The sequence below is a fragment of the Pseudomonas sp. DE0157 genome, from assembly GCF_007678615.1.
GTDB lineage: Bacteria > Pseudomonadota > Gammaproteobacteria > Pseudomonadales > Pseudomonadaceae > Aquipseudomonas > Aquipseudomonas parafulva_B.
The window spans coordinates 235,545-262,110 of record NZ_VEJN01000001.1; the positions used below are offsets into that span (position 1 = coordinate 235,545).

Annotated in this window: 22 protein-coding genes and 2 tRNA genes; 9 read left to right on the forward strand and 15 right to left on the reverse strand. The window is 60.7% G+C overall.

Annotated features, from left to right (window positions below; genetic code table 11):
- The first annotated feature begins 134 nt into the window (after positions 1–134).
- From FS777_RS01080 to FS777_RS01090, 3 genes are all read left to right on the forward strand, one after another.
- Complete coding sequence (locus FS777_RS01080; RefSeq protein ID WP_058638240.1) at positions 135–452, forward strand: hypothetical protein; 318 nt, start codon at positions 135–137, stop codon at positions 450–452.
- A 119-nt stretch (positions 453–571) separates the two neighbouring features.
- Complete coding sequence (locus FS777_RS01085; RefSeq protein ID WP_145253652.1) at positions 572–1,204, forward strand: TetR family transcriptional regulator; 633 nt, start codon at positions 572–574, stop codon at positions 1,202–1,204.
- 62 nt (positions 1,205–1,266) lie between these two features.
- Positions 1,267–2,367 (forward strand): AGE family epimerase/isomerase, encoded by a 1,101-nt coding sequence (locus FS777_RS01090; protein ID WP_145253655.1) that lies wholly within the window; start codon positions 1,267–1,269, stop codon positions 2,365–2,367.
- A 1,283-nt stretch (positions 2,368–3,650) separates the two neighbouring features.
- On the opposite strand, the gene FS777_RS01095 is transcribed toward FS777_RS01090, so the two are convergent.
- The 6 genes from FS777_RS01095 to FS777_RS01120 form a co-directional block, all read right to left on the reverse strand.
- Positions 3,651–4,418, reverse strand: a complete 768-nt coding sequence (locus FS777_RS01095; protein WP_145253658.1) for an SDR family oxidoreductase — start codon at positions 4,416–4,418, stop codon at positions 3,651–3,653.
- A 645-nt stretch (positions 4,419–5,063) separates the two neighbouring features.
- Positions 5,064–5,780 carry an ABC transporter ATP-binding protein gene (locus tag FS777_RS01100; RefSeq protein WP_058638001.1) on the reverse strand — a complete coding sequence of 239 codons (717 nt, stop codon included), beginning with the start codon at positions 5,778–5,780 and terminating at the stop codon, positions 5,064–5,066.
- Complete coding sequence (locus tag FS777_RS01105) at positions 5,777–6,652, reverse strand: ABC transporter ATP-binding protein (RefSeq protein WP_023532980.1); 876 nt, start codon at positions 6,650–6,652, stop codon at positions 5,777–5,779. Before FS777_RS01105 ends, FS777_RS01100 begins: the two co-directional genes overlap by 4 nt.
- Positions 6,649–7,950, reverse strand: coding sequence for a high-affinity branched-chain amino acid ABC transporter permease LivM (gene livM / locus FS777_RS01110; RefSeq protein ID WP_078477915.1), 1,302 nt, complete (start codon positions 7,948–7,950; stop codon positions 6,649–6,651). Before livM ends, FS777_RS01105 begins: the two co-directional genes overlap by 4 nt.
- Before the next feature lie 2 nt (positions 7,951–7,952).
- Positions 7,953–8,867: a branched-chain amino acid ABC transporter permease LivH gene (locus FS777_RS01115; RefSeq protein ID WP_145253661.1), complete on the reverse strand. Its 915-nt coding sequence runs from the start codon at positions 8,865–8,867 to the stop codon at positions 7,953–7,955.
- Positions 8,868–9,024: 157 nt separating this feature from the next.
- Complete coding sequence (locus FS777_RS01120) at positions 9,025–10,161, reverse strand: branched-chain amino acid ABC transporter substrate-binding protein (RefSeq protein ID WP_078477914.1); 1,137 nt, start codon at positions 10,159–10,161, stop codon at positions 9,025–9,027.
- Positions 10,162–10,646: 485 nt separating this feature from the next.
- Here FS777_RS01120 and pncB point away from each other — a divergent pair, with 485 nt between their 5' ends.
- Together pncB and nadE are read left to right on the forward strand one after the other, a co-directional pair.
- Positions 10,647–11,852: a nicotinate phosphoribosyltransferase gene (pncB, locus tag FS777_RS01125; RefSeq protein WP_145253664.1), complete on the forward strand. Its 1,206-nt coding sequence runs from the start codon at positions 10,647–10,649 to the stop codon at positions 11,850–11,852.
- 4 nt (positions 11,853–11,856) lie between these two features.
- Complete coding sequence (gene nadE, locus FS777_RS01130; protein ID WP_058637997.1) at positions 11,857–12,684, forward strand: ammonia-dependent NAD(+) synthetase; 828 nt, start codon at positions 11,857–11,859, stop codon at positions 12,682–12,684.
- A 55-nt stretch (positions 12,685–12,739) separates the two neighbouring features.
- Here nadE and azu read toward each other — a convergent pair whose 3' ends face one another.
- From azu to rnr, 9 genes are all read right to left on the reverse strand, one after another.
- On the reverse strand, positions 12,740–13,189 hold the full coding sequence (gene azu, locus FS777_RS01135; RefSeq protein WP_058637996.1) for an azurin: 450 nt from the start codon (positions 13,187–13,189) through the stop codon (positions 12,740–12,742).
- Between the two features lie 349 nt (positions 13,190–13,538).
- Positions 13,539–15,839 (reverse strand): YgiQ family radical SAM protein, encoded by a 2,301-nt coding sequence (locus tag FS777_RS01140; protein WP_078477912.1) that lies wholly within the window; start codon positions 15,837–15,839, stop codon positions 13,539–13,541.
- A gap of 183 nt (positions 15,840–16,022) precedes the next feature.
- Complete coding sequence (gene dnaB, locus FS777_RS01145) at positions 16,023–17,420, reverse strand: replicative DNA helicase (protein ID WP_023532900.1); 1,398 nt, start codon at positions 17,418–17,420, stop codon at positions 16,023–16,025.
- 113 nt (positions 17,421–17,533) lie between these two features.
- The gene (gene rplI, locus FS777_RS01150) at positions 17,534–17,980 is read right to left on the reverse strand and encodes a 50S ribosomal protein L9 (protein WP_012316464.1); all 447 of its coding nucleotides are present in this window, start codon (positions 17,978–17,980) and stop codon (positions 17,534–17,536) included.
- A 20-nt stretch (positions 17,981–18,000) separates the two neighbouring features.
- Entirely contained in the window at positions 18,001–18,864 is an 864-nt protein-coding gene (locus FS777_RS01155) for a hypothetical protein (protein ID WP_145253666.1), read from the reverse strand.
- Between the two features lie 33 nt (positions 18,865–18,897).
- Positions 18,898–19,128 carry a 30S ribosomal protein S18 gene (rpsR, locus tag FS777_RS01160; protein ID WP_003249563.1) on the reverse strand — a complete coding sequence of 77 codons (231 nt, stop codon included), beginning with the start codon at positions 19,126–19,128 and terminating at the stop codon, positions 18,898–18,900.
- A 28-nt stretch (positions 19,129–19,156) separates the two neighbouring features.
- Positions 19,157–19,582 carry a 30S ribosomal protein S6 gene (gene rpsF / locus FS777_RS01165; protein WP_021783885.1) on the reverse strand — a complete coding sequence of 142 codons (426 nt, stop codon included), beginning with the start codon at positions 19,580–19,582 and terminating at the stop codon, positions 19,157–19,159.
- A gap of 295 nt (positions 19,583–19,877) precedes the next feature.
- Positions 19,878–20,624, reverse strand: coding sequence for a 23S rRNA (guanosine(2251)-2'-O)-methyltransferase RlmB (gene rlmB, locus FS777_RS01170; protein ID WP_023532995.1), 747 nt, complete (start codon positions 20,622–20,624; stop codon positions 19,878–19,880).
- Positions 20,621–23,203 carry a ribonuclease R gene (gene rnr / locus FS777_RS01175; protein WP_058605823.1) on the reverse strand — a complete coding sequence of 861 codons (2,583 nt, stop codon included), beginning with the start codon at positions 23,201–23,203 and terminating at the stop codon, positions 20,621–20,623. Before rnr ends, rlmB begins: the two co-directional genes overlap by 4 nt.
- 271 nt (positions 23,204–23,474) lie before the next feature.
- On the opposite strand from rnr, the gene FS777_RS01180 reads away from it, so the two are divergent.
- The 4 genes from FS777_RS01180 (at position 23,475) to FS777_RS01195 (ending at position 26,555) form a co-directional block, all read left to right on the forward strand.
- Positions 23,475–23,561: transfer RNA gene (locus FS777_RS01180), tRNA-Leu, on the forward strand.
- 86 nt (positions 23,562–23,647) lie between these two features.
- Positions 23,648–23,734 (forward strand) — tRNA-Leu (locus tag FS777_RS01185).
- Between the two features lie 242 nt (positions 23,735–23,976).
- Positions 23,977–24,990, forward strand: coding sequence for an extracellular solute-binding protein (locus tag FS777_RS01190; protein WP_058637993.1), 1,014 nt, complete (start codon positions 23,977–23,979; stop codon positions 24,988–24,990).
- A complete protein-coding gene (locus tag FS777_RS01195) occupies positions 24,990–26,555 on the forward strand; it encodes an iron ABC transporter permease (RefSeq protein WP_058637992.1) in 1,566 nt (521 codons plus the stop codon). Before FS777_RS01190 ends, FS777_RS01195 begins: the two co-directional genes overlap by 1 nt.
- The last annotated feature ends 11 nt before the right edge of the window (positions 26,556–26,566 follow it).

Below are 26,566 nucleotides of genomic sequence, written 5' to 3' on the forward strand. Positions count from 1 at the left end.
CTGAATAGAGCCTTTGGCGGCTGATATCAATGAGGTCGATTTTTACCATTACCCGGATGAACTTCTCTGTGCCGGTGCGCGGCGTAGCATTGGCTACACACCCACTTTCCAGCCCCGCAGAGGAGCACTGAATCATGAAACGCCACCTGTTGACCCTCACCCTTTCCCTGCTTGCAGCCAATGCGTTCGCCCTGCCAGGTGCCGAGCAGCACCTGACCGCCGAATCACGTTCGAGCGCTGTTCAAAACATCCAACCGCTTGAAACACTTGCCGAAGGCGGTTCAGACCGGTTGATCGAGCGTAGCGCCCGTGTTGCCGAAGGCGGCTCCGATCGCCTGATCGAGCGTAGCGCCCGTGTTGCCGAAGGTGGCTCCGATCGCCTGATCGAGCGCAGCGGCCGTGTTGCCGAAGGCGGTGCAGATCGCTTGTCGCAAACGGCACGGGTGAGCTGACCTTATGCAAGACGCACCGCGCTGTCGTCTGCCTGACCTACCCCTTCGAGCCCGGTCCATTGACCGGGCTTCGTTTTTTTAACTAGAGTGCCCAGCCACCCTCTATAGAAACCTGCATCATGTTGCCGCGTGCCGAACAGAAGCTACAGACCCGCCAGGCCCTGCTCGACGCCGCCTGCCTGCTCATGGAGAGTGGTCGCGGTTTTGGCAGCATCAGCCTGCGCGAAGTGGCCAAGGCGGCCGGCATCGTGCCCACCGGCTTCTACCGACATTTCCCGGACATGGATGCACTGGGCCTGGCACTGGTCAACGAGGTGGACGATACCTTCCGCCAGACCATCCGCTTGGTGCGACACAACGAATTCGAGCTGGGCGGTATCACGGATGCGTCGGTCCGTATATTCCTCGACGTGGTCGCTGCCCACCGTGCCCAGTTTCTATTCCTGGCGCGTGAGCAGTACGGAGGCTCGCACCTCGTGCGCCAGGCCATCGCCCAACTGCGTGAAAACATCACCGCTGACCTGGCCACCGACCTGGGCCGGATGCAGCGTTGGCAGCACCTGGACAATGCTGCGCTTACCGTCATGGCGGACCTGGTGGTCAAGACCGTGTTCGCCACCTTGCCCGAATTGATCGACAGGCCAGAAAGGGGTGAACCCCAGGCGTTGACCCCTCAGGAAAAGATCACCCAGCAATTGCGCTTCATCTTCGTCGGTGCGCGGCATTGGCAAGGCCTTGGCAACCCTGGCTGACGGGCTCGGTAAACCCGACTTCTGCTACCATGGCGCCCTGCCCGACAGCGACGAGCGCCAAGATGTCCAACCCCCGCCCCACCCTGCCCGAACTGACCCGCTTCAATCAGCACTTTGCCACGTGCATCGTGCCCCTATGGCAGGGGCCAGGCTGGAACACCGAACTGGCACTGCCCTACGAAGCGCTCGACGCCGAACATCAGCCGCTGCCTGTGCAGCGCTATCGGGCCATGGCGTGCGCACGCCAGTTGTACCTGTTCAGCAGCCGCATCGATCAACCGGGTGCGGCCGAACGCGCCGCGGCATTGTTCCGCTCCTTGCAAAAGCACTTCCATGACCCCGAGCACGGTGGCTGGTTCTACAGCATCGACGCCCAGGGCAAGCCGCTGGACCGGCGCAAGGACCTCTATACCCACGCGTTCATCGTCTTCGCCTGCGCGCACTATTGGGGCCAGGTCCGCGACAACCTGGTGGTCTCCGCCCTGGCTGCTGCGCTGGACGTCATCGAGCATCGCTTTGCCCGGGATGATGGCTTGTACGAGGCCAGCCTGGGTGAAGACTGGGGCAACCTGGGCAGTGGCGCGCTGCAGAACCCGCAGATGCATTTGGCGGAAGCCTTCCTGCAGGTGTTGGCCGTGCGTGATGACCAGGCTGTGCAGCAGTCACTTTTGCAGTTATGCACCGCGATGCAGGCCCACTTCATCGAGCCTGCCCACGGCCTGATGCTGGAAAAGCCCAGGGGCACTGTGGATAACTGGTTCGAGCCGGGTCATCAGTTCGAGTGGTTCTATTTGCTGCACACCTCGCCGCTGCTGCGTGAGACGGCGTTGCATGCTTCCATTGAGCGGGGGTTCGCCTTTGCCGAGCGCCATGGCGTGAAAAACATGGCGGTGCTGGCGATGCTGGATGTGCAAGGGCACGTGCTGGATGCGACCCAGCGTATCTGGGCACAGGCCGAATACGCCAGGGCCTTGGCATTGCGCCCTGACGCAGACGTGAAGCTGCCCCAGCTGTTGCAGGCCCTGCAGGGGCGGTTCTTGCGGCAGGCGGGATGGTATGAGTGCCGGGATGGGCAGGGCGATGTCAGCCGGCATGATATGCCGTCGACTACGCCTTATCATCTGGCTACCTGTCTGGAAGGGTTGAAGCGATTGGGTGGGTGAAGGCGGACGCTGCTAGCGTTGTTACCGTAATGCGTGGTTAGGCCTAGATTCTGGAGCCGTCCAGCGCGCTGAGAAGCTTGCGCCATTGAAATACGTTCAATGGCGAGCGTTGTCAGGACTGCTACAGTATCGAGTGCCTGATTTACTGGCGTAGTTATATCCACATTGCTACTACTCTTGTAACAGCAACAGCATATGTAAATACAAAATCCTTGTTACGCCTGTACATTCTTTGAAGACGACTCAATTACCGTGTGGGAGCGGCCTTGTGCCGCGATGGGCCGCGCAGCGGCCCCAAAACTTGAGCAATATCGCTATGACTGGGGCCGCTGCGCGGCCCATCGCGGCACAAAGCCGCTCCTACACGGGATATATATCGCGGCAAGTTTAGAAGTTATCACTCCTACTATAGACACTGTTGCTGTGGCTGTGGCTGTGGCTTTTGATCTTGCTTTTGATCTTCGCGACTTCAGAAGGCCGAACGCAGGGCTTGCGGAGGGAGGTGACAGGCATGGATGCCTGTCAAGCGCTGGGCCCCAGGATGGGGCCTGCAGCGCGGTCCTCCCGGGAGCAAGACCGGAGTGAGGGAACCCCGAAGCGCAGCGTAGGGGCCGTATGAATGGAGCGCAGCGTTTTTTGGTTACTTTTTGTCGCGTTTGACAAAAAGTGACTCGCCGTAATGGCGAAAAGGTGAATAAGCGTCGCCATCGCAAATGGACTATGCTCTCTTTCAATACCCACGCCAAAGCAATCCAAACTTGAAACTTGAAACTTGAAACTTGAAACTTGAAACTTGAAACTTGAAACTTGAAACTTGAAACTTGAAACTTGAAACTTGAAAGCGTGGGCGCGCACAGCAAGTTGGTATTCATTGGCGCGGGTGGCGCACAGTCACCTTTCCGCCCTTACGGCGGCTCACTTTTTGTCTTGTCAAAAAGTGAGCAAAAACCGCTTGCTCCTGTCATCCGGCCCCTGCGCTGCGCTTCGGGGTCCCCTCGCTCCGGGCTCGCTCCCGGGAGGACCGCGCTGCAGGCCCCATCCTGGGGCCCAGCGCTTGACGGGCATCCATGCCCGTCACCTCCCTCCGCAAGCCCTGCGCTCGGCCTCCTGAAGTCGCGATCTGAGGCGCCTGAACTACCGCGCGCTTAGAAGCAAAAGCAACGGCAACGGCAACGACAACGACGACGGCCATTCAGGTTCGCGAACAGCACGTCCGAATACGGCAGGGTTGCGCGGGGAACTCGCCAGTTGACGAGATCATTCCCACCGAGAAAGACACCAAATTACCCCTTCGCCGAGCGATCAATGGAGAACCCAGCCCAGTCCTGGCTTACCGGCATCAGTTCCAGGCTGTTGATGTTGATATGCGCCGGCTGGTTGAGGATCCAGAAGATGGTCTCGGCAATGTCCTGTGGCTGAATCGGCTCGGCACCCGCGTAGGTAGCATCGTACTTGGCCTGGTCACCGCCAAAACGCACCAACGAGAACTCGCTCTCGCACAAGCCAGGCTCGATGTTGCTCACCCGCACGCCAGTGCCGCGCAAGTCGCAGCGCAAGCTCAACGAGAACTGGCCGACAAACGCCTTGGTACCGCCATAGACGTTGCTGCCCGGATAGGGATAATTACCCGCCACCGACCCCACGTTCAGGATGGACGCCCCCCGCCCGTAGGCAATCAAGCGCGGCAGCAGCAAGCGCGTGGTGTAGATCAGCCCCTTGATGTTGGTGTCGACCATGGTTTCCCAGTCGTCGAGGCTGCAATTCTGTGCCGCGTCCACCCCCAGCGCCAACCCGGCGTTGTTGACCAGCCCGCGAAGCGTGTCGAAACCCGCTGGCAAGTTGGCGATGGCCTGTTCCATCGCCTGGCGATCACGCACATCCAGCACCAGGCCATGGACTTCGGTTTGCGCTGACAATTCGACACACAAGGCATCCAGACGGTCCTTGCGGCGTCCAGTGAGCACCAGCTTCCAGCCCGCCTCGGCAAACCGGCGGGCAGTGGCCTCGCCAAATCCGGACGTGGCGCCTGTGATGAAGACGGTCGAAGTCATGCAGTGTTCCTCACGTAAGAGATCCTGGGTTAACCCGAAGCATGCCCGTGCTCGATGCGCCGGGCAAGTCGCCATACGCACTGATCGTTTTTTGACCACACCGCTGAAGGCCGCGTATGCACTGGGCTGCAGCCACCTATGCGCACCTTATCCACAAGCCTTTCCCCGCCAATTGGGGGCAACTGCCGCACCCGGCGGAACCCTTTCAGCGAACCACGGTCTCGTCTGACTTTTTCACTAGCGCCAGATCCTTGGCCACATGCTGCTTCCAGACGTCTGTCCAATGCTTTTCCACAATTTTATCCACAGACATCTGACCTTATGACATCACACTTAAAAAGTACTAGTCAGATAGGCATAGCACCACCCAGCACGCCCATGGTCAAAAAATGATCAAATCTATGAAAGCCTTTGATTCAAGGGCCTGCAGAAAGATGCCACCATGTTTTCCACAGGCACCTCCACACGAATGGTGGACTAAATCAAGTTGTGGGTAACCGAGGGCGGCCTGTCGCCTCGCGCCTGTGCATAAGCCCGAGGTCATGGCAGTTGTCCACATGAGGACTGGCCTGTTGAGACGTGCAGGAAGATGCTTTCGAGCGCTGACCAGCCCCGATTGGCTCAAGGCTGGACGACCATCAGGGCTCAGTGCCCGCCCAGATAAGCACTGCGCACCTCTTCATTGACCAACAACTCCTGGCCCGTACCCGTCATGCGTATCTGCCCGTTGACCATCACGTAAGCCCGGTCGGACAGCTTCAACGCATGGTTGGCGTTCTGCTCGACCAGGAAGATGGTCATGCCCGTCTTGGCCAGCTCGCGCAGGGTGGCGAAAATCTGCTTGACGACGATGGGCGCCAGCCCGAGCGAAGGCTCATCCAGAAGCAGCAGTCGAGGCCGGCTCATCAGGGCGCGGGCGATGGCCAGCATCTGCTGCTCACCCCCCGACATGGTCATGGCGCGCTGGTTGCGTCGCTCCTTGAGGCGTGGAAACAATGCATACATCCGCTGCATGTCCTCGTCAGCATGCTTGTCGCCGATGGGGATGGTGCCCATCATCAGGTTTTCTTCGACACTCATGTCCGGGAACACCCGCCGCCCTTCCGGCGATTGAGCGATGCCATTGGCGGCGATGTAGTGCGAGGACTTGCGGGTGATATCGGTGCCCCGGTAGAGGATCTGACCGGAAGCGGCGCGAGGTTGCCCGAAAATGGACATCAACAAGGTGGACTTGCCCGCCCCGTTGGCACCGATCAGGCTGACCGTCTCACCTTCGTCGATGTGCATGGACACCTGCTTCAGGGCCTGGATGGGGCCGTAGAATACATCCAGGTCCTTCAATTCCAGAATGGGTGCAGTCATATCAGCTCCTCTTCGTCGGCACCCAGATAGGCAGCGATCACTGTCGGGTTGTTGCGGATATCCTGGGGCGCGCCCTCGGCGATCACGTTGCCGTGGTCCAGTACGACGATGTGGTCGGAAATGCTCATGACCATGCCCATGTCATGCTCGATCAGCACCACGGTGATGTCATGCTCGTCACGCAGGACCCGCACCATGCGGCTCAACGCTTCGGTTTCCTGAGGGTTCAGGCCCGCGGCAGGTTCGTCCAGGCAGATCACCTTCGGGCGGGTGCACATGGCACGGGCGATTTCCAGGCGTCGCTGCTGGCCGTAGGACAGTTCGCCGGCCAGGCGGTTGGCGCAGTCGACCAGGTCCACCACCTCCAGCCAATAGAACGCATGGTCAAGCGCGTCGCTCTCGGCCTTGCGATACCCCTTGGTGTTGAGCACGCCAGCCAACAGGTTGCGGTTGACCCACATGTGCTGGGCCACCAGCAGGTTCTCGACGACGGACATTTCCTTGAACAGCCGGATGTTCTGGAACGTCCGGGCCAGGCCGGCCCGGTTGACCAGGTGGGTGCCGCCAAACATCTTGTAGTACAGCCGGCTGGCGAACCGTGATGGCGAGACGAAGTCCGCCGCCTGGAAGCGTTCGCCCAGCAATTGGATGACGTTGGTATGGCTACCCCGCGCGTTAAGCTCGATCCGCCCGCCGCTGGGCTTGTAGAAGCCGGTCAGGCAGTTGAACACCGTGGTCTTGCCTGCGCCGTTGGGGCCGATCAGGGCGAAGATTTGGTTGCGCCTGACTTTCAGGCTCACATCGCTGAGCGCCTTGATGCCACCGAACTGCATCATCAGGTGGTCTACCGAGAGAATGATGTCGTCGCTCATGGCGCCACTCCTTTACGCGGGGTCACACCGGACCGGCTGATGCGGATCAGCCCGCGCGGTCGCCAGATCATCATCAGCACCATTAGCACGCCAAACAGCAGCACCCGGTACTCGGAGAAGCTGCGCAGCAGTTCTGGCGCAACAGTGAGCACGAACGCGGCAATCACCACGCCGACGGTCGAACCCATGCCGCCCAGTACCACGATGGCCAGGATCAGCGCTGACTCGAAGAAGGTGAACGAGGACGGGTTGACGAAGCCTTGGTAGGTGGCGAAAAACACCCCCGCCAGCCCCGCCGTCGAGGCGCCCAGGGTGAACGCCGAGAGCTTGACCAGCACATGGTTGAGCCCCATGGAACGGCAGGCAATCTCGTCTTCGCGCAGGGCCTCCCAGGCGCGACCTACCGGCATGCGCGTCAGCCGGTGCTTGATGTACAGCACGGCCAGCACCACCAGGAACAGTACCGCGTAGATGAACACGAACTTGAGGTTGGGGTTGTAATCGATACCCATGAACTCGTGGATAGGCACGCCCCCGTCCTTGGCCCGCCGCCCGAACTCCAGGCCGAGGAACGTCGGCGCCGGGGCCGGCATGCCGTTGGGGCCGCCAGTGAACGACAGCCAGTTGTTGAGCACCAGGCGAATGATTTCGCCAAAGCCCAAGGTAACGATGGCCAGGTAATCGCCGTGCATGCGCAACACCGGAAAGCCCAGGATGCACCCGGCCAGGGCCGCGGCAATGGCCGCCAAGGGCAGCACGCTCCAGAAGCCAAGCCCCAGGTACTGGTAGCCCAGCGCCAGGCCATAGGCACCGATGGCATAGAACGCGACATAGCCCAGGTCCAGCAGCCCGGCCAGGCCAACCACGATATTCAGGCCAAGACCCAGCAGCACGTAAATCAGCCCAAGGATCACCACCGTCAGCAAGTACTTGTTGGCAAAGATCGGGAAGATGATGGCGATCACGATGAGCGCAGGAATGATGTAGCGCAGCCGCGACTTGTAATCTGGCGGGTTCACATGCACGCCCGAGCCGCCATTGTCGAAGCCTTGCAGCATGCGCCGGCCGGCAGCGGTTTGCAGGTAGAGGCTGAGCAGGAAGCGCCCAAGCATCACACCGCCGACCAGCCACGCCACACGCCGCGGTTCGGCGTTGAAGCTGTAGCCGTCGAGCACCACACCGACGACCGGGCCGAACACGATGAGCGCCAGCAGCCCTGCCACCAGGGTTTCCACTACGCTGCGCTTGAGATCGAAGCCTGTCTTTTGGGGAACGGATACGGATTTGGCAATGGACATGGTCACACCTTAGCCACGAGTGGGCGACCCAGCAGGCCTTGGGGGCGGAAGATAAGGATCAGCACCAGCAGCGAGAAACTGAATACGTCCTTGTAGTCCGAGTTGATCAGCCCGGAGAACAGCGATTCGGAGATGCCCAGGATGATGCCGCCAAGCATCGCGCCAGGCAGCGAGCCAATACCGCCGAGCACCGCGGCAGTGAAGGCCTTGATGCCGATGATGAAACCGGCATAGAAATCGAAGGTGCCGTAGTTCATGGTGATCAGTACGCCGGCCAGCGCCGCCATCACGGCACCGATGACGAACACGTAGGAAATCACCCGGTCGGTGTTGATGCCCAGGATCGACGCCATCTTGCGGTCCTGCTGAGTGGCCCGGCACATGCGCCCCAGCTTGGTGTACTTGATCACATAGGTCAGCAGGCCCATGCCAACGAAGGCCGCCACCAGAATGAAGATCTTGGTGTAGGTCAGTTGCACGAAGCCGCTGCCCACCTCGACGCGCCAGGCGCCTTCAAGCAGGGTTGGTACCCCCTGTTGCCGCGCACCTTGGCTGATTTGCGCGTAGTTCTGCAGGATCAGGGAAATGCCGATGGCACTGATGAGCGGCGCCAGGCGGGTGGAGTTGCGCAAGGGTTTGTAAGCGATACGCTCGATGGTGAAGCCATATACCCCGGTCACCACGATGGTGAACAACAAGGTGCCCAACATCAGCAGGGGGAAGGGCTCGACGCCGAAATAGGCCAGTAATGCCAGGCTGATCGCCGCTAGGTAGGCGGAAATCATGTACACCTCGCCGTGCGCGAAGTTGATCATGCCGATGATGCCATAGACCATTGTGTAGCCGATGGCGATCAGGCCGTAGACCGACCCGAGGGTCAGGCCGTTGACCAGTTGCTGCAGGAAAATACCATCCATAACGCAATCTCACCTGATCGAGATCGCACCGGTGCTGCCCACGCAGGGCTCGGTACCAGGCAGCCATGGCGCTGCAGCACTGTGCTGATCTTCGGATAAAGACGGGTACCGCAGGGCCGGGCACTAGGGCTCGCGCCCCAGGGCCCTGGAGCCGTTGTTATTGTTGTTTTTCCAGCTGGTGGTACTTGCCGTCCTTGTCCCACTGGTAGACCACATAGTCCGACACCGTCAGGTCACCCTTGCTGTCCCACTTCTTCTCGCCCATCACCGTCTGCACAGGATTGGCCTTCAACCACTTGGCCGCTTCTTCGCCCTTGTTGGACTTGGCGCCGTTGAACGCGGCAGCCAGTGCCTGCAAAGAGGCGTAGGCGTAGAGGGTGTAGCCTTCAGGCTCGGTGCCGCCTTTACGGAATTCCTCGACCACCGCCTTGCTGTCGGGCAGTTGACGCGGGTCGGCGCCGAAGGTCATGTAGACGCCATCGACGTACTGCGCCCCGCCTGCCGTGGACACCAGTTCGTCGGTGACGATGCCGTCATCGGACATGAACCTCACGTCCTTGAGCCCTTGCTCGCGCAGCTGGCGTACCAGGGGGCCGGCCTCAGGGTGCAGGCCACCGAAATAGACCACGTCGGCGCCGGTGGAGCGGATCTTGGTCACAATGGCGCTGAAGTCTTTCTCGCCGCGGGTCAGGCCCTCGTACAGCACAGGCTTGACGCCGCGTTTTTCCAGCTGTGCCTTGGTCGCGTCGGCCAGCCCCTGGCCGTAGGTGTCCTTGTCGTGCAACACCGCTACTTTCTGGCCCTTGAGTACATCGACGATATAGTTGCCGGCGACGACGCCCTGCTGGTCGTCACGCCCACACATGCGGAACATGGCCGACAGCCCGCGCTCGGTGACCTGCGGGTTGGTCGAGCCGGGCGTGATGGCAATGACGCCTGCTTCGTCGTACACCTCGGATGCCGGGATGGTATTGGAGGAGCAGAAATGCCCTACCACGCCAATGACCTTGTCCTGATCCACCAGCCGGTTCGCTACAGACACGGCCTGCTTGGGTTCGCACGCGTCGTCGCCTTTGACCAGCACGATCTTCTCGCCATTGACTCCTCCGGCTGCGTTGATCTTGTCGGCCGCTGCCTGCGCACCTTTCATGTATTGCTCGCCAAACGCTGCGTTGGCACCGGTCATCGGGCCTGCAACACCGATCTTGACGTCGGCCTGTACATACGAAGAAACACCCATGGCCGTGGCAACGGCCAGGGCGAGGAAACCTTTCCTGTAAAACGTCTGCGACATGAGGTGGTGCTCCTAGAGTTTTTTTGATTGGCACTACAACGACTCAGCCCTGTGCTCTGAGCAAGGGCCGTGCCATTAGATTCGCATCATCTCCAAACACCATCGTGCGTAGGGTGGCGGGCCGGCGTTGGCCGTTTCTTTATTGAGCGTGCAACCGTCTATTCCACCTCAGGTGACACCGATTATCGCGGCGCAGGGCAACCGTAACGGCAGGGCGTTGCAACTGGTGCACGGGCCGATGGGCAACCGACCTGTAACAATTAACGTCACCGAACTGCACACAGCTGGTGCATGACTGCTACAGCCCGCACCTTAACTACACTCGGCACGTGATGTAACGCCGCCTGGTTTGGCAGGTACGACACCGTAGTCAGATTCTTCTGAAGGGTTTCACGCTGCCTTACCTCTCCATCGGCGTCGCAATCACATCGGCTTGGCAAAGACTGGCACAATGACCGCCTATTGCCGTTTCTGGAGCCACCTTGATGAGCGAGAGCGCATTCGCCGAGCGCATCGTGCATAACCTGCTCGACACCGATTTCTACAAGCTCACCATGATGCAGGGCGTGCTCCACAACTACCCTGACGCCGATGTCGAATGGGAATTTCGCTGCCGCAATGGCGAGGACCTGCGCCCCTACCTGCACGACATTCGCCAGCAACTCGAGCAGCTTGCCGAACTGACGCTGGATAACGGCCAACTTGCCTTCCTGGAGCGCATCAGCTTTCTCAAGCCTGATTTCCTGCGCTTTCTGAGGTTGTTCCGCTTCAACCTGCGTTACGTGCACCTGGGTATCGACGACGGTCAGCTGGTGCTGCGCCTCAAAGGGCCCTGGCTACATGTGATCCTGTTCGAGGTGCCGCTGCTGGCGATCGTCAGCGAGGTGCGCAACCGTTCGCTGCACCCGCACATGCGCCTGGCCGATGCCCGTGATCAGCTTTACCGTAAATTCGATTGGCTGCGCGCCAACGCCAGCACCGATGAACTGGCCGAAATGCAGGTCGCTGACTTTGGTACCCGCCGGCGTTTCTCCAGCCGTGTGCAGGAAGACGTGGTGCGCGTGTTGCGCGATGACTTCCCGGCCCGCTTCGTCGGCACCAGCAATGTGGACCTGGCCTGGAAACTCGACATCAAGCCGCTGGGCACCATGGCTCATGAATGGATCATGGCCCATCAACAGTTGGGCCCGCGGTTGATCGACAGCCAGATCGCCGCACTCGATTGCTGGGTGCGTGAGTACCGGGGGTTGCTGGGCATCGCCTTGACCGACTGCGTGACCATGGACGCCTTCCTGGGCGATTTCGACCTGTACTTCGCCAAGCTCTTCGATGGGCTGCGCCACGACTCCGGTGACCCTGTGCTCTGGGCCGAGAAAGCCATTGCTCACTACCAGCACCTGGGCATCGATCCGATGACCAAGACGCTGGTGTTCTCTGATGGGCTGAACCTGCCCCGGGCGCTGGAAATCTTCCGTGCCCTGCGCGGTCGCATCAACGTAAGCTTCGGTATCGGCACCAACCTGACCTGCGACATTCCGGGCGTAACGCCGATGAGCATCGTGCTTAAGATGACCGATTGCAACGGCGCACCGGTGGCCAAGATTTCAGACGAAGCGGCCAAGACCCAGTGTCGTGACGAGAACTTCGTCACCTACCTACGTCACGTTTTCAAAGTCCCCAGCAAGGAGTAACCCCATGCAAGCGGTTCAGCAAGAGATTGCCCAGGCACTCAAGGTACAACCGCCGTTCGCCGACGCTGCCGCCCTCGAGGCCGAAGTGACCCGGCGGGTAGCGTTCATCAAGGACTGCCTGGCCAATGCAAGGCTCAAGACCTTGGTACTGGGCATCAGCGGCGGCGTCGATTCGCTGACCGCAGCCCTGCTCGCCCAGCGCGCCATCAATGAGTTGCGTGATGAAACCGGTGACAAGGGCTATACCTTCATCGCCGTGCGCCTGCCCTATCATGTCCAGCACGATGAGCATGATGCACAGGCGTGCCTGGACGTCATCAAGCCGGACGAGACGCATACCATCGACATTGCCCCGGCCGTCAAGGCACTGGCAGGCGAAACGCAGGCGTTGAAAAACGGCTCGCCTACGCTCGTGGATTTCGTGGTGGGTAACATCAAGGCCAGGATGCGCATGGTTGCCCAGTACACCATCGCAGGCGCGCGCGCAGGCCTGGTGATCGGGACCGACCACGCAGCCGAGGCGGTCATGGGCTTTTATACCAAGTTCGGCGACGGCGCCTGCGACCTGGCGCCGCTCAGTGGCCTGGTCAAGCATCAGGTACGCGCCATCGCGCGCCATTTCGGGGCGCCGGAGTCACTGGTGGAGAAAGTGCCTACCGCCGACCTCGAAGACCTCGACCCGGGCAAGCCAGACGAAGCGGCCCACGGGGTTACCTACCAGCAAATCGACGCATTCCTGCATGGCCAGGAAATCGATCAAGCTGCGTTCGATGTCATCGTTGCCAACTACCGCAAGACCCAGCACAAGCGCGAACTGCCGTTCGCCCCTTGAATACGCAATTGGGGCCGCGTTGCGGCCCCAATTCGTGTTCTACCGCGTGGTGACATCACTTGACCACAACTTTGCCTTTCATCATCGCGATGTGACCTGGGAAGGTGCAGAAGAAGCTGTAGTCACCGCCGGCTTCGAGCTTGGCGGTGTCGAACGTCACTTCAGTTTCCTTCTCTGGCGCGCCGATCATCTTGGTGTGGGCGATGATGGCGGCGTTGTCGGCCTTGATGTAGTCCTTTTCCAGACCCTGACTCATGCCTTCGGTGGCGATGCCCTGCATGTCGGCCGTCTTGCTGATGACCAGGTTATGGCCCATGACGTTCTTCGGCAGGTTGCCGGAGTGAGTCAGTTTGACGGTGAATTCTTTGCAGCTCTTGTCGACCGTGATTTCCTTGGTGTTGAAGGACATCTGGTCAGTCGAATCGACAGTTACCGAACACTCGGCTGCGAAGACAGAGGCGCTGGCGAGGGTCAGCAGGGATACCGCTACAGCTTTCGCAAACATCGTGAATCTCCTTGGCAGGGTTTTATCAACAGCGAGACTGCCTGAAACCGTCCAGCCCCTGGGTGACGTGCGTCAAGGGGATGTCAATGGGCAGTCAGTTGAATTGTTCAATGGATTGTATACAACCAATCTAAGGGCACATCATGCCCTTTTAATAGACGATGGGACAACCTCTCATTTAGGAGCAGTACCAAATGCCCATGTCCAGTTTCTTGAACAGCCTGCTCGCTGCCTATGCCCACGCTGCCACAGGCGCGATCTGCGAGTTCTCGCGCCCCGAGTGATGCCGTTGTGCAGTGATCGAGTAACCCTTTGTTGCTGAGGAAGGGGCCGCCAGGCGGCCCGGGGTTTAGCGTGGGATGACTGGCTGGCGCGGCTTCTTCCCGCCTTTGCCACCCTTGGCCGACTCCTTGCGCTCCTTGGCCGCCTGCTGGTTGCGGGCGAACGCCTCCGCCTTGGCCTTCTCACGCTTGTCCCATGGCTTGCTGCCATCGCTGGCACGCGGCGGCAGGCCGGTGTGCTGGGTCAGGATCTTTTGGTCCTTGCCCACCTTGTGGCTACCGGCAGGCGTCGAGTTCTTGCGTCGGGCGCTCTGGTAGGTATCGGATTGCGGCTGGTGCAACGGGATCAGCTGATGCTTGCCTGGCCCGATCAGGTCGGCACGCCCCATGCGCTGCAGCGCCTCGCGCAGCATCGGCCAGCCCTTGGGGTCGTGGTAACGCAGAAACGCCTTGTGCAAGCGACGCTGCTCGTCGCTCTTGACGATATCCACGCCCTCGCTCTTGTAGGTCACCTTGCGCAGCGGGTTCTTGCCCGAGTGATACATGGCTGTGGCAGACGCCATCGGCGAGGGGTAGAACGCCTGCACCTGGTCGGCACGGAAACCGTTGCCCTTGAGCCACAAGGCCAGGTTCATCATGTCTTCGTCGGTGGTGCCGGGGTGCGCCGCGATGAAGTACGGGATCAGGTACTGCTCCTTGCCCGCCTCCTTGGAGAACTTCTCGAACATGCGCTTGAAGCGGTCATAGCTGCCAATGCCCGGCTTCATCATCTTGTCCAGCGGGCCACGCTCGGTGTGCTCCGGGGCAATCTTGAGGTAGCCACCCACGTGGTGGGTCACCAGCTCCTTGACGTACTCCGGCGATTCCACCGCCAGGTCGTAGCGCAGGCCCGAGGCGATGAGGATTTTCTTCACGCCTGGCAGCGCACGGGCCTTGCGATACAGCTCGATCAACGAACTGTGGTCGGTGTTCAGGTTCTCGCAGATACCGGGGAACACGCACGAGGGCTTGCGGCAGTGCTTCTCGATTTCCGGGCTCTTGCAGGCGATACGGTACATGTTGGCGGTAGGGCCGCCGAGGTCCGACACCACGCCAGTGAAGCCTGGCACCTTGTCGCGCATCTCCTCGATCTCGTTGAGGATCGATTCGTGCGAACGGTTCTGGATGATGCGCCCTTCGTGCTCGGTGATCGAGCAGAACGTACAACCGCCAAAGCAGCCGCGCATGATGTTGACCGAGAAGCGGATCATCTCGTAGGCCGGGATGCGCTCCTTGCCATAGGCAGGGTGCGGCACGCGCGCATAGGGCATGCCGAACACGTAGTCCATTTCCTCGGTGCTCATGGGAATGGGCGGTGGGTTGAACCACACGTCCACTTCGCCATGTTTCTGCACCAGGGCGCGGGCGTTGCCTGGGTTGGTCTCCAGGTGCAGCACCCGGTTGGCATGCGCATACAGGACCGGGTCGTTACGCACCTTTTCGAACGATGGCAGGCGAATTACCGACTTCTCGCGCGTCACGCGCGGGCTGTCCAGTATCTGCACCACCTTGGCTTCGTTCGGGTCTTCCTGGTCGCCCTTGGCTTGTTCGATGGCGCAGGCCTGGGTGTCCTGGGTGTTGACGTACGGGTTGATGATCTTGTCGACACGCCCCGGACGATCGATACGGGTGGAGTCGATTTCGAACCAGCCGTCCGGGGTGTCGCGCCGCACGAAGGCCGTGCCACGCACATCGGTGATCGACTCGATCTTCTCGCCGTTGGACAGCCGTTGTGCCACCTCGACCACGGCACGCTCGGCATTGCCGAACAGCAGGATGTCGGCGCTGGCGTCGATCAGGATCGAGTGGCGCACCTTGTCCTGCCAATAATCGTAGTGCGCGATGCGGCGCAAGGAGGCCTCGATGCCGCCCAGCACGATGGGCACGTGCTTGTAGGCTTCCTTGCAACGCTGGCTGTACACCAGGCTGGCACGGTCAGGCCGGCTGCCCGCCAGGCCGCCCGGGGTGTAGGCGTCGTCGGAACGGATTTTCTTGTCGGCGGTGTAGCGGTTGATCATCGAGTCCATGTTGCCGGCAGCCACACCGAAGAACAGGTTGGGCTCGCCAAGCTTCATGAAGTCGTCTTTGGACTGCCAGTTCGGCTGGGCAATGATGCCTACGCGAAAACCCTGGGCCTCCAGCAACCGGCCGATGATGGCCATGCCGAACGACGGATGGTCGACGTAGGCGTCGCCAGTCACGATGATGATGTCGCAGGAATCCCAACCGAGCAGATCCATCTCCTCCCTGCTCATCGGCAGGAAAGGTGCTGGCCCGAAGCATTCGGCCCAGTACTTGGGATAATCGTAAAGTGGTTTGGCTGCTTGCATATCAGTGACCGGCTCTGGTGTGCAGGGAAATCGCGGGCGCGGAGAATAGCACAAATTTTAACCAAATCCGACTGGATTCGTGGGAATTGACAGGCGTGCGATGATTGGGGCGTGACACCTCGCGGGGCACGTTCGCCCCACGGTGCAGGTGATGAGGTACGTCTGGTGAAGCAGAAACAGGTGCTATTCGTCGTCGTCGAAGTTGTACATGCCCGGCGCGAGGTTCTCGAAGCGGGTGTACTTGCCGATAAACGCCAGGCGCACAAAGCCGATAGGCCCGTTACGCTGTTTACCGATGATGATTTCCGCCACGCCCTTGTGCTCGGTCTCCGGATGGTACACCTCGTCGCGGTACACGAACATGATGACGTCGGCGTCCTGCTCGATTGCACCCGATTCACGCAGGTCGGAGTTCACCGGACGTTTGTTCGGACGTTGCTCCAACGAACGGTTGAGCTGCGAAAGGGCAATGACCGGGCAATTGAATTCCTTGGCCAGGGCTTTGAGCGAGCGAGAGATTTCGGAAATCTCGTTCGTGCGGTTGTCACCGGAAGATCCGGGAATCTGCATCAACTGCAGGTAGTCGACCATGATCATGGCGATCTCGCCGTGCTCGCGTGCCAGGCGCCGGGTGCGCGCGCGCATCTCTGATGGGCTGATGCCAGCGGTGTCATCGATGAACAGCTTGCGGTCGTTGAGCAGGTTTACCGCCGAGGTGAGGCGTGGCCAGTCGTCGTCGCTCAATTGACCGGAGCGGACCTTGGTCTGGTCGATACGACCCAGTGAGGACAGCATACGCATGACCAGCGATTCGCCTGGCATTTCCAGCGAAAACACCAGCACGGCCTTGTCGGTCCGCAGCACGGCGTTTTCCACCAGATTCATGGCGAACGTGGTTTTACCCATCGAAGGCCGGCCCGCCACGATGATCAGGTCGGCCGGCTGAAGGCCGCTGGTTTTCTCGTCCAGGTCGGTATAACCGGTGGAAATACCGGTGATGTCGCTGTCGGAGTTGAACAAGGTATCGATGCGGTCGATGGCCATGGTCAACAGGTCGTTGACCCCTACCGGGCCGCCGGTCTTGGGTCGCGCCTCGGCGATCTGGAAGATCTGCCGCTCGGCGTCGTCGAGGATTTCCGCCGCATCACGGCCTTGCGGATTGAACGCATTGTCTGCGATGTCGGTACTGATGCTGATCAGTTGCCGCAGCGTGGCCCGCTCGCGAATGATCGCGGCGTAGGCCTTGATGTTGGCCACCGAAGGCGTGTTCTTGGCCAGTTCGGCCAGGTACGCCAGGCCACCGACCTGCGTCGATAAGCCTTCCTTGTCGAGCTGCTCGTGCAGCGTCACCACATCGAACGGCTGGTTGGCGTCGGCCAACTTGTGCACGGCACGGAAGATCAGCCGGTGGTCATGCCGGTAGAAGTCACCGTCCGACACCTGATCCAGCACCCGCTCCCAGGCGTTGTTGTCCAGCATCAGACCACCGAGCACGGCCTGTTCGGCCTCGATGGAATGCGGCGGCACTTTCAGGGCTGCGGTTTGCAGGTCGAGCTGTTCGGAGGTAGTGATCTCGTTCATGGCCACGAAAGAATTCTGGAGGATGAAAAAGACAAAGGGCACGGCCTGTCGAAGACAGGACCGTGCCCGATGTTAACCGGCTGACACCTGAGGGGCCAGCCAGTCAGCGCAGCTTAGGCAGCTACGACGACCACGCGTACGGTGGCTTCAACGTCGCTGTGCAGGTGCACGGCTACGTCGTATTCGCCAACCTGACGGATGGTGCCGTTCGGCAGACGAACTTCAGCTTTGGCCACTTCAACGCCGGAGGCGGTCAGGGCGTCAGCGATGTCGTGGGTGCCGATCGAACCGAACAGCTTGCCTTCGTCGCCAGCGGTGGCAGTGATGGTCACTTCCAGCTCGGCCAGTTGGGCAGCGCGGCTTTCAGCCGACGATTTACGGTCTGCAGCTGCTTTTTCCAACTCGGCGCGACGCTCTTCGAACGCAGCCAGGTTGGCGGCGTTGGCAACGGTAGCCTTGCCGAATGGCAGCAGGAAGTTACGGCCGTAACCAGCCTTAACTTTTACTTTATCGCCCAGGTTGCCCAGGTTGGCGACTTTTTCCAGCAGGATCAGTTCCATTTGGTAAAACCTCTTAACTTTTAACCTTCACCGTTCGCGGAGTCATTCCCTTTGGGGGACTTGCGACCGCGAAAATCAATCAGGCTGTCGACAATGGCCAGGACCACCAGCAACGGGTAAATCAGCTGCATGATCAGCGGCAGCGTCACGTACATCCCTACCAGCCAGAAACCGGCCAGTCGGCCCTGCGCCACGAGCCCATGCATCAAAGCGATGCCGGCCAGCACCAGTACCAGGCTCGAAGCCGATGCCAGGATGATGAACTGCGGCCCGATGAACGGGGCCACCACCATCACTGCCACCAGGGCCACCATGGTCTGTTTCGGCAGCTTCAGGGCACGAAACTCGTGACCGAAGCCTCCAGGGTTGTACAACGCTGCCTGCCAATAGCGCGCTAGCACCAAGGCCAGCACGCAGAACAACTGCACTGTCACCGCTGTGGAAGTGACCAGCAATGGGCGGATCACTTCACCGGAGAGCACCGGCTGCCCTTCTACTTGCGGCATGGCTTCGGCAAACGCCTTGGCCAGCGCATCGAAGGTAGGGGCCAGCGCCAGATCGAGCACGAGGCTGAACGCCACGGCGAACACGGCACTGACCACCAACACCCGACTCCAGGGATGCTCGGCCCGCAACAGGCCGGCAAGTGCCAGGGCGCCCGCGATCACCATGAAGGTGATCGGATCGCCCATGACCCAAACGGCCAACCCTGCCAGCAAGCCGCCAGCGATGACCGTTGAAGCATCCTTGGACCCGCGCCGCAGCAGCACAAGGCTGCCGGCAGCGGCACTCAACCAGAACAGCAGCGGCAATACCGCGCTGATGACCACCACGAGGGTGGCCTGCACACGACCGCGCATGATGAAACTTGCTAACGCTCGCATGCTAATCCCTTACTGCTTGTCGACGACCCGGTCTCAGCGGCCGTGGCTGTCGGTGTAGGGCAGCAGGGCCAGGAAGCGGGCGCGCTTGATAGCGGTAGCCAGCTGACGCTGATAACGAGCTTTGGTACCGGTGATACGGCTTGGAACGATCTTGCCGGTTTCGGATACGTAAGCTTTCAGGGTGTTGAGATCTTTGAAGTCGATCTCTTTCACGTCTTCAGCAGTGAAGCGGCAGAATTTACGACGACGGAAGAAACGTGCCATTTAATAGGCTCCTCTAAAGGTCCGTGGATTACTCGTCAGCGTTATCGCTGGAGTCGCTGTCATTGCTGTCGTCGCCTTCGGCGGACTCGGCATGCTCAGGACGCTCACGACGCTCACGGCGCTCGCTGCGGTTTTCTTCAGCCTTCAGCATCTCGGACTGACCGGTAACGGCTTCGTCGCGACGGATGACAAGGTTACGGATAACGGCATCGTTGTAGCGGAAGTTGTCTTCCAGCTCGGCCAGGGCCTTGCCAGTGCACTCAACGTTCAGCATCACGTAGTGAGCCTTGTGAACATTGTTGATGGCGTAGGCCAGTTGACGACGGCCCCAATCTTCCAGGCGGTGGATCTTGCCACCATCTTCTTCGATCAGCTTGGTGTAACGCTCAACCATGCCGCCGACTTGCTCGCTCTGGTCCGGGTGAACCAGGAAGATGATTTCGTAATGACGCATGAATGCTCCTTACGGGTTAGTAGTCTGCCAGCGAATCTGGTCAGACAAGGAGTGAATGACACTGGTGTGTCTTGCCAGGGAGTAGAGGCACATGCGCACCTGCCAGCTCGGCAAGGGGCGCAATTGTAGAGAAGGCCAGACAGACAAGCAAGGCAATTGGCGATTATTTGAACAACCGGAAACACTTCGACGCGGCGCCTGTCGCTCCACGGGTGCAGCTGCCTGCATAGGATCAGTTCACGTGGTCAGGTCAGGCTGACGCCGCGCCGGCCACAAGACCGGCACGGCCCTGGGCTCAACCCTTGGCCTGACGCTGGCGCACGGCCTCGAACAGGCATACGCCAGTGGCCACGGACACGTTCAGGCTGCTGACGCTGCCGCTCATCGGCAGCTTCACCAGAAAATCGCAGTGCTCGCGGGTCAGCCGGCGCATGCCCTTGCCTTCGGCGCCCATGATCATCACCAGCGGGCCGGTCAGGTCCTGCTGGTAGATTTCCTGCTCGGCTTCGCCAGCGGTGCCGACCACCCATAGGCCCCGCTGCTGCAACTTCTCAAGCGTACGCGCAAGATTGGTCACGGCCACCAGCGGGATCACCTCGGCTGCGCCGCATGCGACCTTGCGCACTACAGGCGTAAGGGTCGCTGACTTGTCCTTGGGCACGATCACAGCCGTGGCCCCCGCCGCATCGGCGGTGCGCAGGCAGGCACCGAGGTTGTGCGGGTCGGTCACCCCGTCCAGCACCAGGATCAGCGGCGGCGTTTCAGTGCGTTCGAGCAACTCCTCGAGCATAAGCTCGCCCCAGACCTGGCTGGGGCTCACCTCGGCCACCACACCCTGGTGCACGCCCTCGACCCAGGCGTCCATCTCACGGCGTTCGGCTTGACCCACGGCCACACGGTTCTCGGCGGCCAAGGCCAGCAGCGCTTGCAGGCGCGGCTCGCTGCGACCCTCTGACAGCCAGATCTGCTTGACTCGCTTGGGATGGTGCTGCAACAGCGCCTGTACCGCGTGAACGCCGTAGATCTTTTCCAACTGACTCATGAATTGCTCTTGCTCTTGCGTGAGGCGCCGGATTTCGACGGCCCTTTACGGTGCTTGGTAGGCTTGCCGGACGTCTTGCTGCCCTTGTCCGACTTGCTGCTGCCGTGGCCGGTAGTGCGGGCCTCGGTCATCAGCGCCTTTTTCATTTCGCGGCTCTTGCGCACCTCGGCGTTGCGCTGCACGGCGTCCTTGGGGAAATACGCCTCGGAGGCTTCGCTCTTGCGGCTGCGCGGCTTGGGCGTGGCCTTGGCCTTCACTTGCTCCGGAGCTTGCTCGGTCGGGGCCGCCGCAGCCGTTGCACCACGCTGCTTGCGACCGATCGGAGCGGCCAAAGTGGCGTCGGCCACCTCGAAGTCGATCTTGCGCTCGTCCAGGTCCACGCGCATGACCTTGACCTCGATCGTGTCACCCAGCCGGAAGCTGCGGCCGGTGCGTTCGCCCGACAGGCGATGATGCACAGGGTCGAAGTGGTAATAGTCGCCCGGCAGCGCACTGACGTGCACCAGACCCTCGACGTAGATGTCGGTCAGCTCGACGAACAGGCCGAAACCGGTCACCGCAGTGATCACACCCGGGAACGTCTCGCCCACGCGGTCCTTCATGTATTCGCACTTGAGCCAGTTGACCACGTCACGGGTGGCTTCGTCAGCCCGACGTTCGGTCATCGAACACTGCTCGCCCAGTTGCTCGAGGGTGTTCTCGTCGTACGGGTAGATACGCGCCTTGGGAATGCTCATGGCACCGGCACGCTTGACGTGCGGGGTATCGACCTTGGAGCGGATCACGCTGCGGATGGCGCGGTGCACCAGCAGGTCAGGGTAACGGCGGATCGGCGAGGTGAAGTGAGTGTACGCCTCGTAGTTCAAGCCGAAGTGGCCGTTGTTGTCGGTGCTGTACACCGCCTGGCTGAGCGAGCGCAGCATCACGGTCTGGATCAGGTGGAAGTCCGGGCGGGCGGCGATGCTCGCCAGCAGTGCCTGGTAGTCCTTGGGCGACGGATCCTTGCCCTTGTGCAGGGACAGCCCCAGCTCGCCCAGGAACGCGCGCAGCTTTTCCAGGCGCTCCGGTGGTGGGCCGTCGTGCACGCGGTACAAGGCCGGCACGTTATGTTTTTGCAGGAACTCTGCCGTGGCCACGTTGGCGGCCAGCATGCATTCCTCGATCAGCTTGTGCGCATCGTTGCGCACGGTCGGGCGAATTTCCGCGATTTTGCGGTCTTCGCCGAAGACGATGCGAGTTTCCTGGGTCTCGAAGTCAATGGCACCGCGGGTGTGACGGGCCTCGAGCAGGACTTTGTACAGGTTGTAGAGGTTCTTCAGGTCCGGGACGACTTCCTTGTATTCCTCGCGCAGCGCCTTGCCTTCACGGGTGCGTGAATGCTCGAGCATGCTGCTGACCTTGTTGTAGGTCAGGCGGGCGTGGGAGTGGATGACCCCTTCATAGAACTGGTAGTCGACCATTTGCCCGGCCTTGTTCATGGTCATTTCACAGACCATGGCCAGTCGATCGACATGCGGGTTCAACGAGCACAGGCCGTTGGACAACTCCTCGGGCAGCATGGGCACCACGCGCTCGGGGAAGTACACCGAGTTGCCGCGCTGCTGGGCTTCCACATCCAGCGCCGAGCCCAGGCGAACGTAGCTCGACACGTCGGCGATGGCCACATAAAGGCGCCAGCCACCGGAGAACATCCGCAGCTTGCCCAGCGGTTCGCAGTAAACGGCATCGTCGAAGTCGCGCGCGTCCTCGCCGTCGATGGTCACGAAAGGCAGGTGGCGCAGGTCGACGCGCTTTTCCTTGTCCTTGTCTTCGACTTCGGAGCGGAACTTGCGGGCCTCCTTGATCACATCCTTGGGCCAAACGTGTGGGATATCGTAGCTGCGCAAGGCAACGTCGATTTCCATGCCCGGCGCCATGTAGTTGCCGACCACTTCCACCACATCGCCTTGTGGCTGGAACCGCGCCGTCGGCCAATGGGTGATCTTGATCTCGACGAACTGGCCGATCTTCGCGCCACCGTTGCGCCCGGCCGTGACCAGCACTTCCTGCTGGATCTTCGGGTTGTCGGGGGTCACGTAACCGATGCCGCCCTCCTCGAAGTAGCGGCCGACCACGCTCTCATGGGCGCGGGAGACAACCTCTACCAGTACGCCTTCGCGGCGACCACGGCGGTCGACGCCAGATACGCGAGCCAGGGCGCGGTCGCCATCGAATACCAGGCGCATCTGCGACGGGCTCAGGAACAGGTCTTCGCTACCGTCGTCGGGAATGAGGAAGCCGAAGCCGTCGCGGTGGCCGGAGACGCGACCGCAGATGAGGTCCAGCTTGTCCACCGGGGCATAGGTGCCGCGCCGGGTGTAGATAAGCTGGCCGTCGCGCTCCATGGCCCGCAGGCGGCGACGCAGTGCTTCGATCTGGTCTTCTTCGTGCAGACCGAACTCTGCCGCCAGCTCCTCGCGCGCGGCCGGTTCGCCACGGTCGGCAAGGCGCTGCAGGATCAGCTCACGGCTGGGAATGGGGTTGTCGTATTTTTCCGCTTCGCGAGCGGCCTCGGGATCGAGGGATTGCCAATCGGCCATCAGAAGGGGTTCACCTTGGGGTATATAGATAGGAATTCTGGCATAGGCGTATTGAAACCGGAAATGTCAGCCTTGGACAGCCCCCTGAGGAGCGCTCGGCAATCGGCAATAGGCCCATGAAATCAACAAGTTGAATTTTTTGAGATTTTTTTTGATCGAGGGCTTTACAGCCCTTGGGAGCATCCGTATAGTGCGCACCACGACGACGGACAACCCCGAAGTTGTAGTAGAGATGAGCGGCGCTGTAAAGCATCTTTTATCTCGAATGTGTGCCCAGGTGGCGGAATTGGTAGACGCGCTGGTTTCAGGTATCAGTGGCTTAACGGCCGTGGAAGTTCGAGTCTTCTCCTGGGCACCAAAATTTTCAAGTAATAGATGACCAAGGATCTGTTACTACTGTGTGAAGCGAACAATAGTCGCCTTCATCAGATGATGTAAAGCTTTGCCCAGGTGGCGGAATTGGTAGACGCGCTGGTTTCAGGTATCAGTGACTTAACGGTCGTGGAAGTTCGAGTCTTCTCCTGGGCACCATACAAAAACCCACTAGCTTGCTAGTGGGTTTTTTCTTGCCTGAAATTCAGCACCTTGGCCGCGCCCTCCCGTGCTTTCGGCCTTCTGCAAGACGGTGCACAAGACCCAACGCCCCGCCCCTTTCGATGCATGCATAAGCCCACGTAACCCGCTCAATGAATTTATCGTCACCTCGCCACATGAGAAACGATTTCGTTTACCATTGTTTCCGAATATGTAGCCGTAAGCGAGGAAGTACCCGCATGACGATCCGCCCGCAACCGCTGATGCGCACCCTGGCCGCCGCCGTATTGAGCCTGGTCATCGGCGCTCCGGCCGCCATGGCAGACGCGCCGGTCACCTTGACCATGTACAACGGTCAGCACAAGGAAATCGGCGAGGCCATCGCCAAGGCTTATGAAGCCAAGACCGGCATCCATATCAATATTCGCAAGGGCAGCAGCAACCAGCTGGCCAGCCAGATCATCGAAGAAGGCGAGCGCTCGCCGGCCGACATCATCTATACCGAAGAGTCGCCACCCCTGAACAACCTGGGTGAATTGGGCCTGCTGGCAAAGATCGATGATGCCACGCTCAACATGCTGCCCAAGGAATACGTCGCCGCCAACGGCACCTGGATGGGCGTGACCGCGCGGACCCGGGTGGTGGTGTACAACCCCAAGAAAATCGACGAGAAGGACCTGCCGACCACGGTGATGGACTTCGCCAACCCTGAATGGGACAGGCGTGTTGGCTTCGTGCCCACCAGCGGGGCTTTCCAGGAGCAGGCGGTAGCCATCCTGAAGATGCATGGTCGCGAGGCAACGGAAGAATGGCTGACCGGCCTGAAGGCCTTCGGCAAGACCTACACCAACAACATGGTCGCCCTCAAGGCCGTGGAGAAAGGTGAAGTGGACGCGGTGCTGGTCAACAACTACTACTGGTACGCCTTGGAGCGCGAGCGTGGCAAGCTAGATTCCAAGCTGTACTACCTGGCCGACGGCGATGCCGGCAACCTGGTGACCATTTCGGGTGCCGCGGCCGTGAAGGCCAGCAAGCACCCCAAGGAAGCCCAGGCCCTGCTCAACTGGATGGCCAGCGAAGAAGGTCAGCGCGTCATCACCCAGACGACAGCCGAGTACCCGCTGCACAAGGGCATGGTCTCCGACCGGGGCCTGAAGCCGTTTGAAGACCTGCGCCCGCCCAAGATCTCGCCTGCCGACCTGGGCAATGCCGAGGAAGCCATCGAACTGGAACGTGAGGTCGGTCTGCTCTAATGACTGCCGCCCTGACCCAGCCGGTGCCGGTACGTTTCGTACCGCGCCGCAGGCGCCCCTCGATCTGGGTGGTGCTGCCCGTGCTTTTCCTGGTGGCGATGAGCGTGCTGCCATTGCTCTACGTGGCCATCAAAGCCTGGGAAGCCGGCTGGCGAGAGGCGCTGTATCTGTTGTGGCGCCCCTATGTATGGGGGCTGATGCGCAATACCTTGTTGTTGATGGTCGGGGTAACCCTGACTTGCATGGTGGTGGGCCTGGCGCTGGCCTGGTTGCTCGAACGCAGCGACCTGCCCGGTCGCAGGCTGTGGGGGGTGGTGTTGTGCCTGCCCTTTGCCGTGCCGTCGTTCGTCAGCAGCTTCACCTGGGTCTCGCTGAGCGCTGACTTCGAGGGCCTGGGCGGCGCCATTTTGGTGATGGCCCTGTCCAAGTACCCGCTGATCTTCCTGCCAGTGGCCGCCACCTTGCGCAACCTGGACACCTCACTCGAGGAGTCGGCGCGCACCCTGGGCTGTAGCCGCTGGAGCGTGTACCGGAAAGTCACCCTGCCCCTGCTGTGGCCATCGATGCTCGGGGGCGCCTTGTTGATTGCCCTGCACATGCTCGTGGAATTCGGCGCGCTGTCGATTCTAGGCCTGCAGACATTCACCACCGCCATTTACCAACAGTTCGAGCTGGAGTTCAGCAACGCCAACGCGGCCATGCTCTCTGCCGTACTGCTAGCCATGTGCCTGGTCATGCTCTGGCTGGAGCTGCGGGTACGCGGCAAGGCCCGGCATGTGCGCATCGGCCAGGGCGTGGCACGCCGCGCTCAGCCTATAAAGCTGCGTGGCTGGGCAATACCTGCTCAGTTGTTCTGCCTGGGCCTGGCAGTATTGGGCAGCGGTATTCCATTGGCCATGCTCGGTTACTGGCTCAGCGTGGGTTCCTCCGCAGCGTTCCCCATTGCGGATATTTCCAGTGCACTGCTCACCTCGCTGTCCGTGTCGCTAGGCGGCGCCGGCTTCTGCGTCGTGCTAGCTCTGCCGATCAGCTTCCTGGTGGTGCGCTACAAGGGGCGCCTGGCCATTTGGGCAGAACGCTTGCCGTACCTGCTGCATGCCCTGCCCGGCCTGGTCATTGCCCTGACGCTGGTGTTCTTCGCCCTGCACTACGTGCCGGTGCTGTACCAGACCACGGCGTTACTGCTTTTGGCCTATGCACTGTTGTTCCTGCCTCTGGCCCAGTCCCCTGTACGCACGGCCTTGAACAAGGCCTCCCCTACGCTGGAAGAAGCGGCCCGCACCCTGGGAGCAAGCAGCTTTGCCGCGTTTTGCAAAGTGACCCTGCCGATCATCTTCCCGGCGATGGCAGCGGCCTTCGCCTTGGTGTTTCTGGACGCCATGAAGGAATTGACGGCAACGTTGCTGCTCAGCCCGACCGGCATGACGACCCTTGCCACCGAAGTCTGGGCACACACGGCCAATGTGGAGTTCGCGGCCGCAGCCCCGTATGCGGCGTTGTTGATTGTGGTGTCGGGGTTGCCGGTGTACCTGCTGACAACGCGGATGTACCTGAACCGGGCGTGATGGCCTCAAAC

Excerpts from the sequence above, each read along its gene's own strand:
- FS777_RS01080 (WP_058638240.1), top strand. The coding sequence starts at position 135 with ATGAAACGCCACCTGTTGACCCTCACCCTTTCCCTGCTTGCAGCCAAT.
- FS777_RS01085 (WP_145253652.1), top strand. The coding sequence starts at position 572 with ATGTTGCCGCGTGCCGAACAGAAGCTACAGACCCGCCAGGCCCTGCTC.
- FS777_RS01090 (WP_145253655.1), top strand. The coding sequence starts at position 1,267 with ATGTCCAACCCCCGCCCCACCCTGCCCGAACTGACCCGCTTCAATCAG.
- FS777_RS01095 (WP_145253658.1), bottom strand. The coding sequence starts at position 4,418 with ATGACTTCGACCGTCTTCATCACAGGCGCCACGTCCGGATTTGGCGAG.
- FS777_RS01100 (WP_058638001.1), bottom strand. The coding sequence starts at position 5,780 with ATGACTGCACCCATTCTGGAATTGAAGGACCTGGATGTATTCTACGGC.
- FS777_RS01105 (WP_023532980.1), bottom strand. The coding sequence starts at position 6,652 with ATGAGCGACGACATCATTCTCTCGGTAGACCACCTGATGATGCAGTTC.
- livM (WP_078477915.1), bottom strand. The coding sequence starts at position 7,950 with ATGTCCATTGCCAAATCCGTATCCGTTCCCCAAAAGACAGGCTTCGAT.
- FS777_RS01115 (WP_145253661.1), bottom strand. The coding sequence starts at position 8,867 with ATGGATGGTATTTTCCTGCAGCAACTGGTCAACGGCCTGACCCTCGGG.
- FS777_RS01120 (WP_078477914.1), bottom strand. The coding sequence starts at position 10,161 with ATGTCGCAGACGTTTTACAGGAAAGGTTTCCTCGCCCTGGCCGTTGCC.
- pncB (WP_145253664.1), top strand. The coding sequence starts at position 10,647 with ATGAGCGAGAGCGCATTCGCCGAGCGCATCGTGCATAACCTGCTCGAC.
- nadE (WP_058637997.1), top strand. The coding sequence starts at position 11,857 with ATGCAAGCGGTTCAGCAAGAGATTGCCCAGGCACTCAAGGTACAACCG.
- azu (WP_058637996.1), bottom strand. The coding sequence starts at position 13,189 with ATGTTTGCGAAAGCTGTAGCGGTATCCCTGCTGACCCTCGCCAGCGCC.
- FS777_RS01140 (WP_078477912.1), bottom strand. The coding sequence starts at position 15,839 with ATGCAAGCAGCCAAACCACTTTACGATTATCCCAAGTACTGGGCCGAA.
- dnaB (WP_023532900.1), bottom strand. The coding sequence starts at position 17,420 with ATGAACGAGATCACTACCTCCGAACAGCTCGACCTGCAAACCGCAGCC.
- rplI (WP_012316464.1), bottom strand. The coding sequence starts at position 17,980 with ATGGAACTGATCCTGCTGGAAAAAGTCGCCAACCTGGGCAACCTGGGC.
- FS777_RS01155 (WP_145253666.1), bottom strand. The coding sequence starts at position 18,864 with ATGCGAGCGTTAGCAAGTTTCATCATGCGCGGTCGTGTGCAGGCCACC.
- rpsR (WP_003249563.1), bottom strand. The coding sequence starts at position 19,128 with ATGGCACGTTTCTTCCGTCGTCGTAAATTCTGCCGCTTCACTGCTGAA.
- rpsF (WP_021783885.1), bottom strand. The coding sequence starts at position 19,582 with ATGCGTCATTACGAAATCATCTTCCTGGTTCACCCGGACCAGAGCGAG.
- rlmB (WP_023532995.1), bottom strand. The coding sequence starts at position 20,624 with ATGAGTCAGTTGGAAAAGATCTACGGCGTTCACGCGGTACAGGCGCTG.
- rnr (WP_058605823.1), bottom strand. The coding sequence starts at position 23,203 with ATGGCCGATTGGCAATCCCTCGATCCCGAGGCCGCTCGCGAAGCGGAA.
- FS777_RS01190 (WP_058637993.1), top strand. The coding sequence starts at position 23,977 with ATGACGATCCGCCCGCAACCGCTGATGCGCACCCTGGCCGCCGCCGTA.
- FS777_RS01195 (WP_058637992.1), top strand. The coding sequence starts at position 24,990 with ATGACTGCCGCCCTGACCCAGCCGGTGCCGGTACGTTTCGTACCGCGC.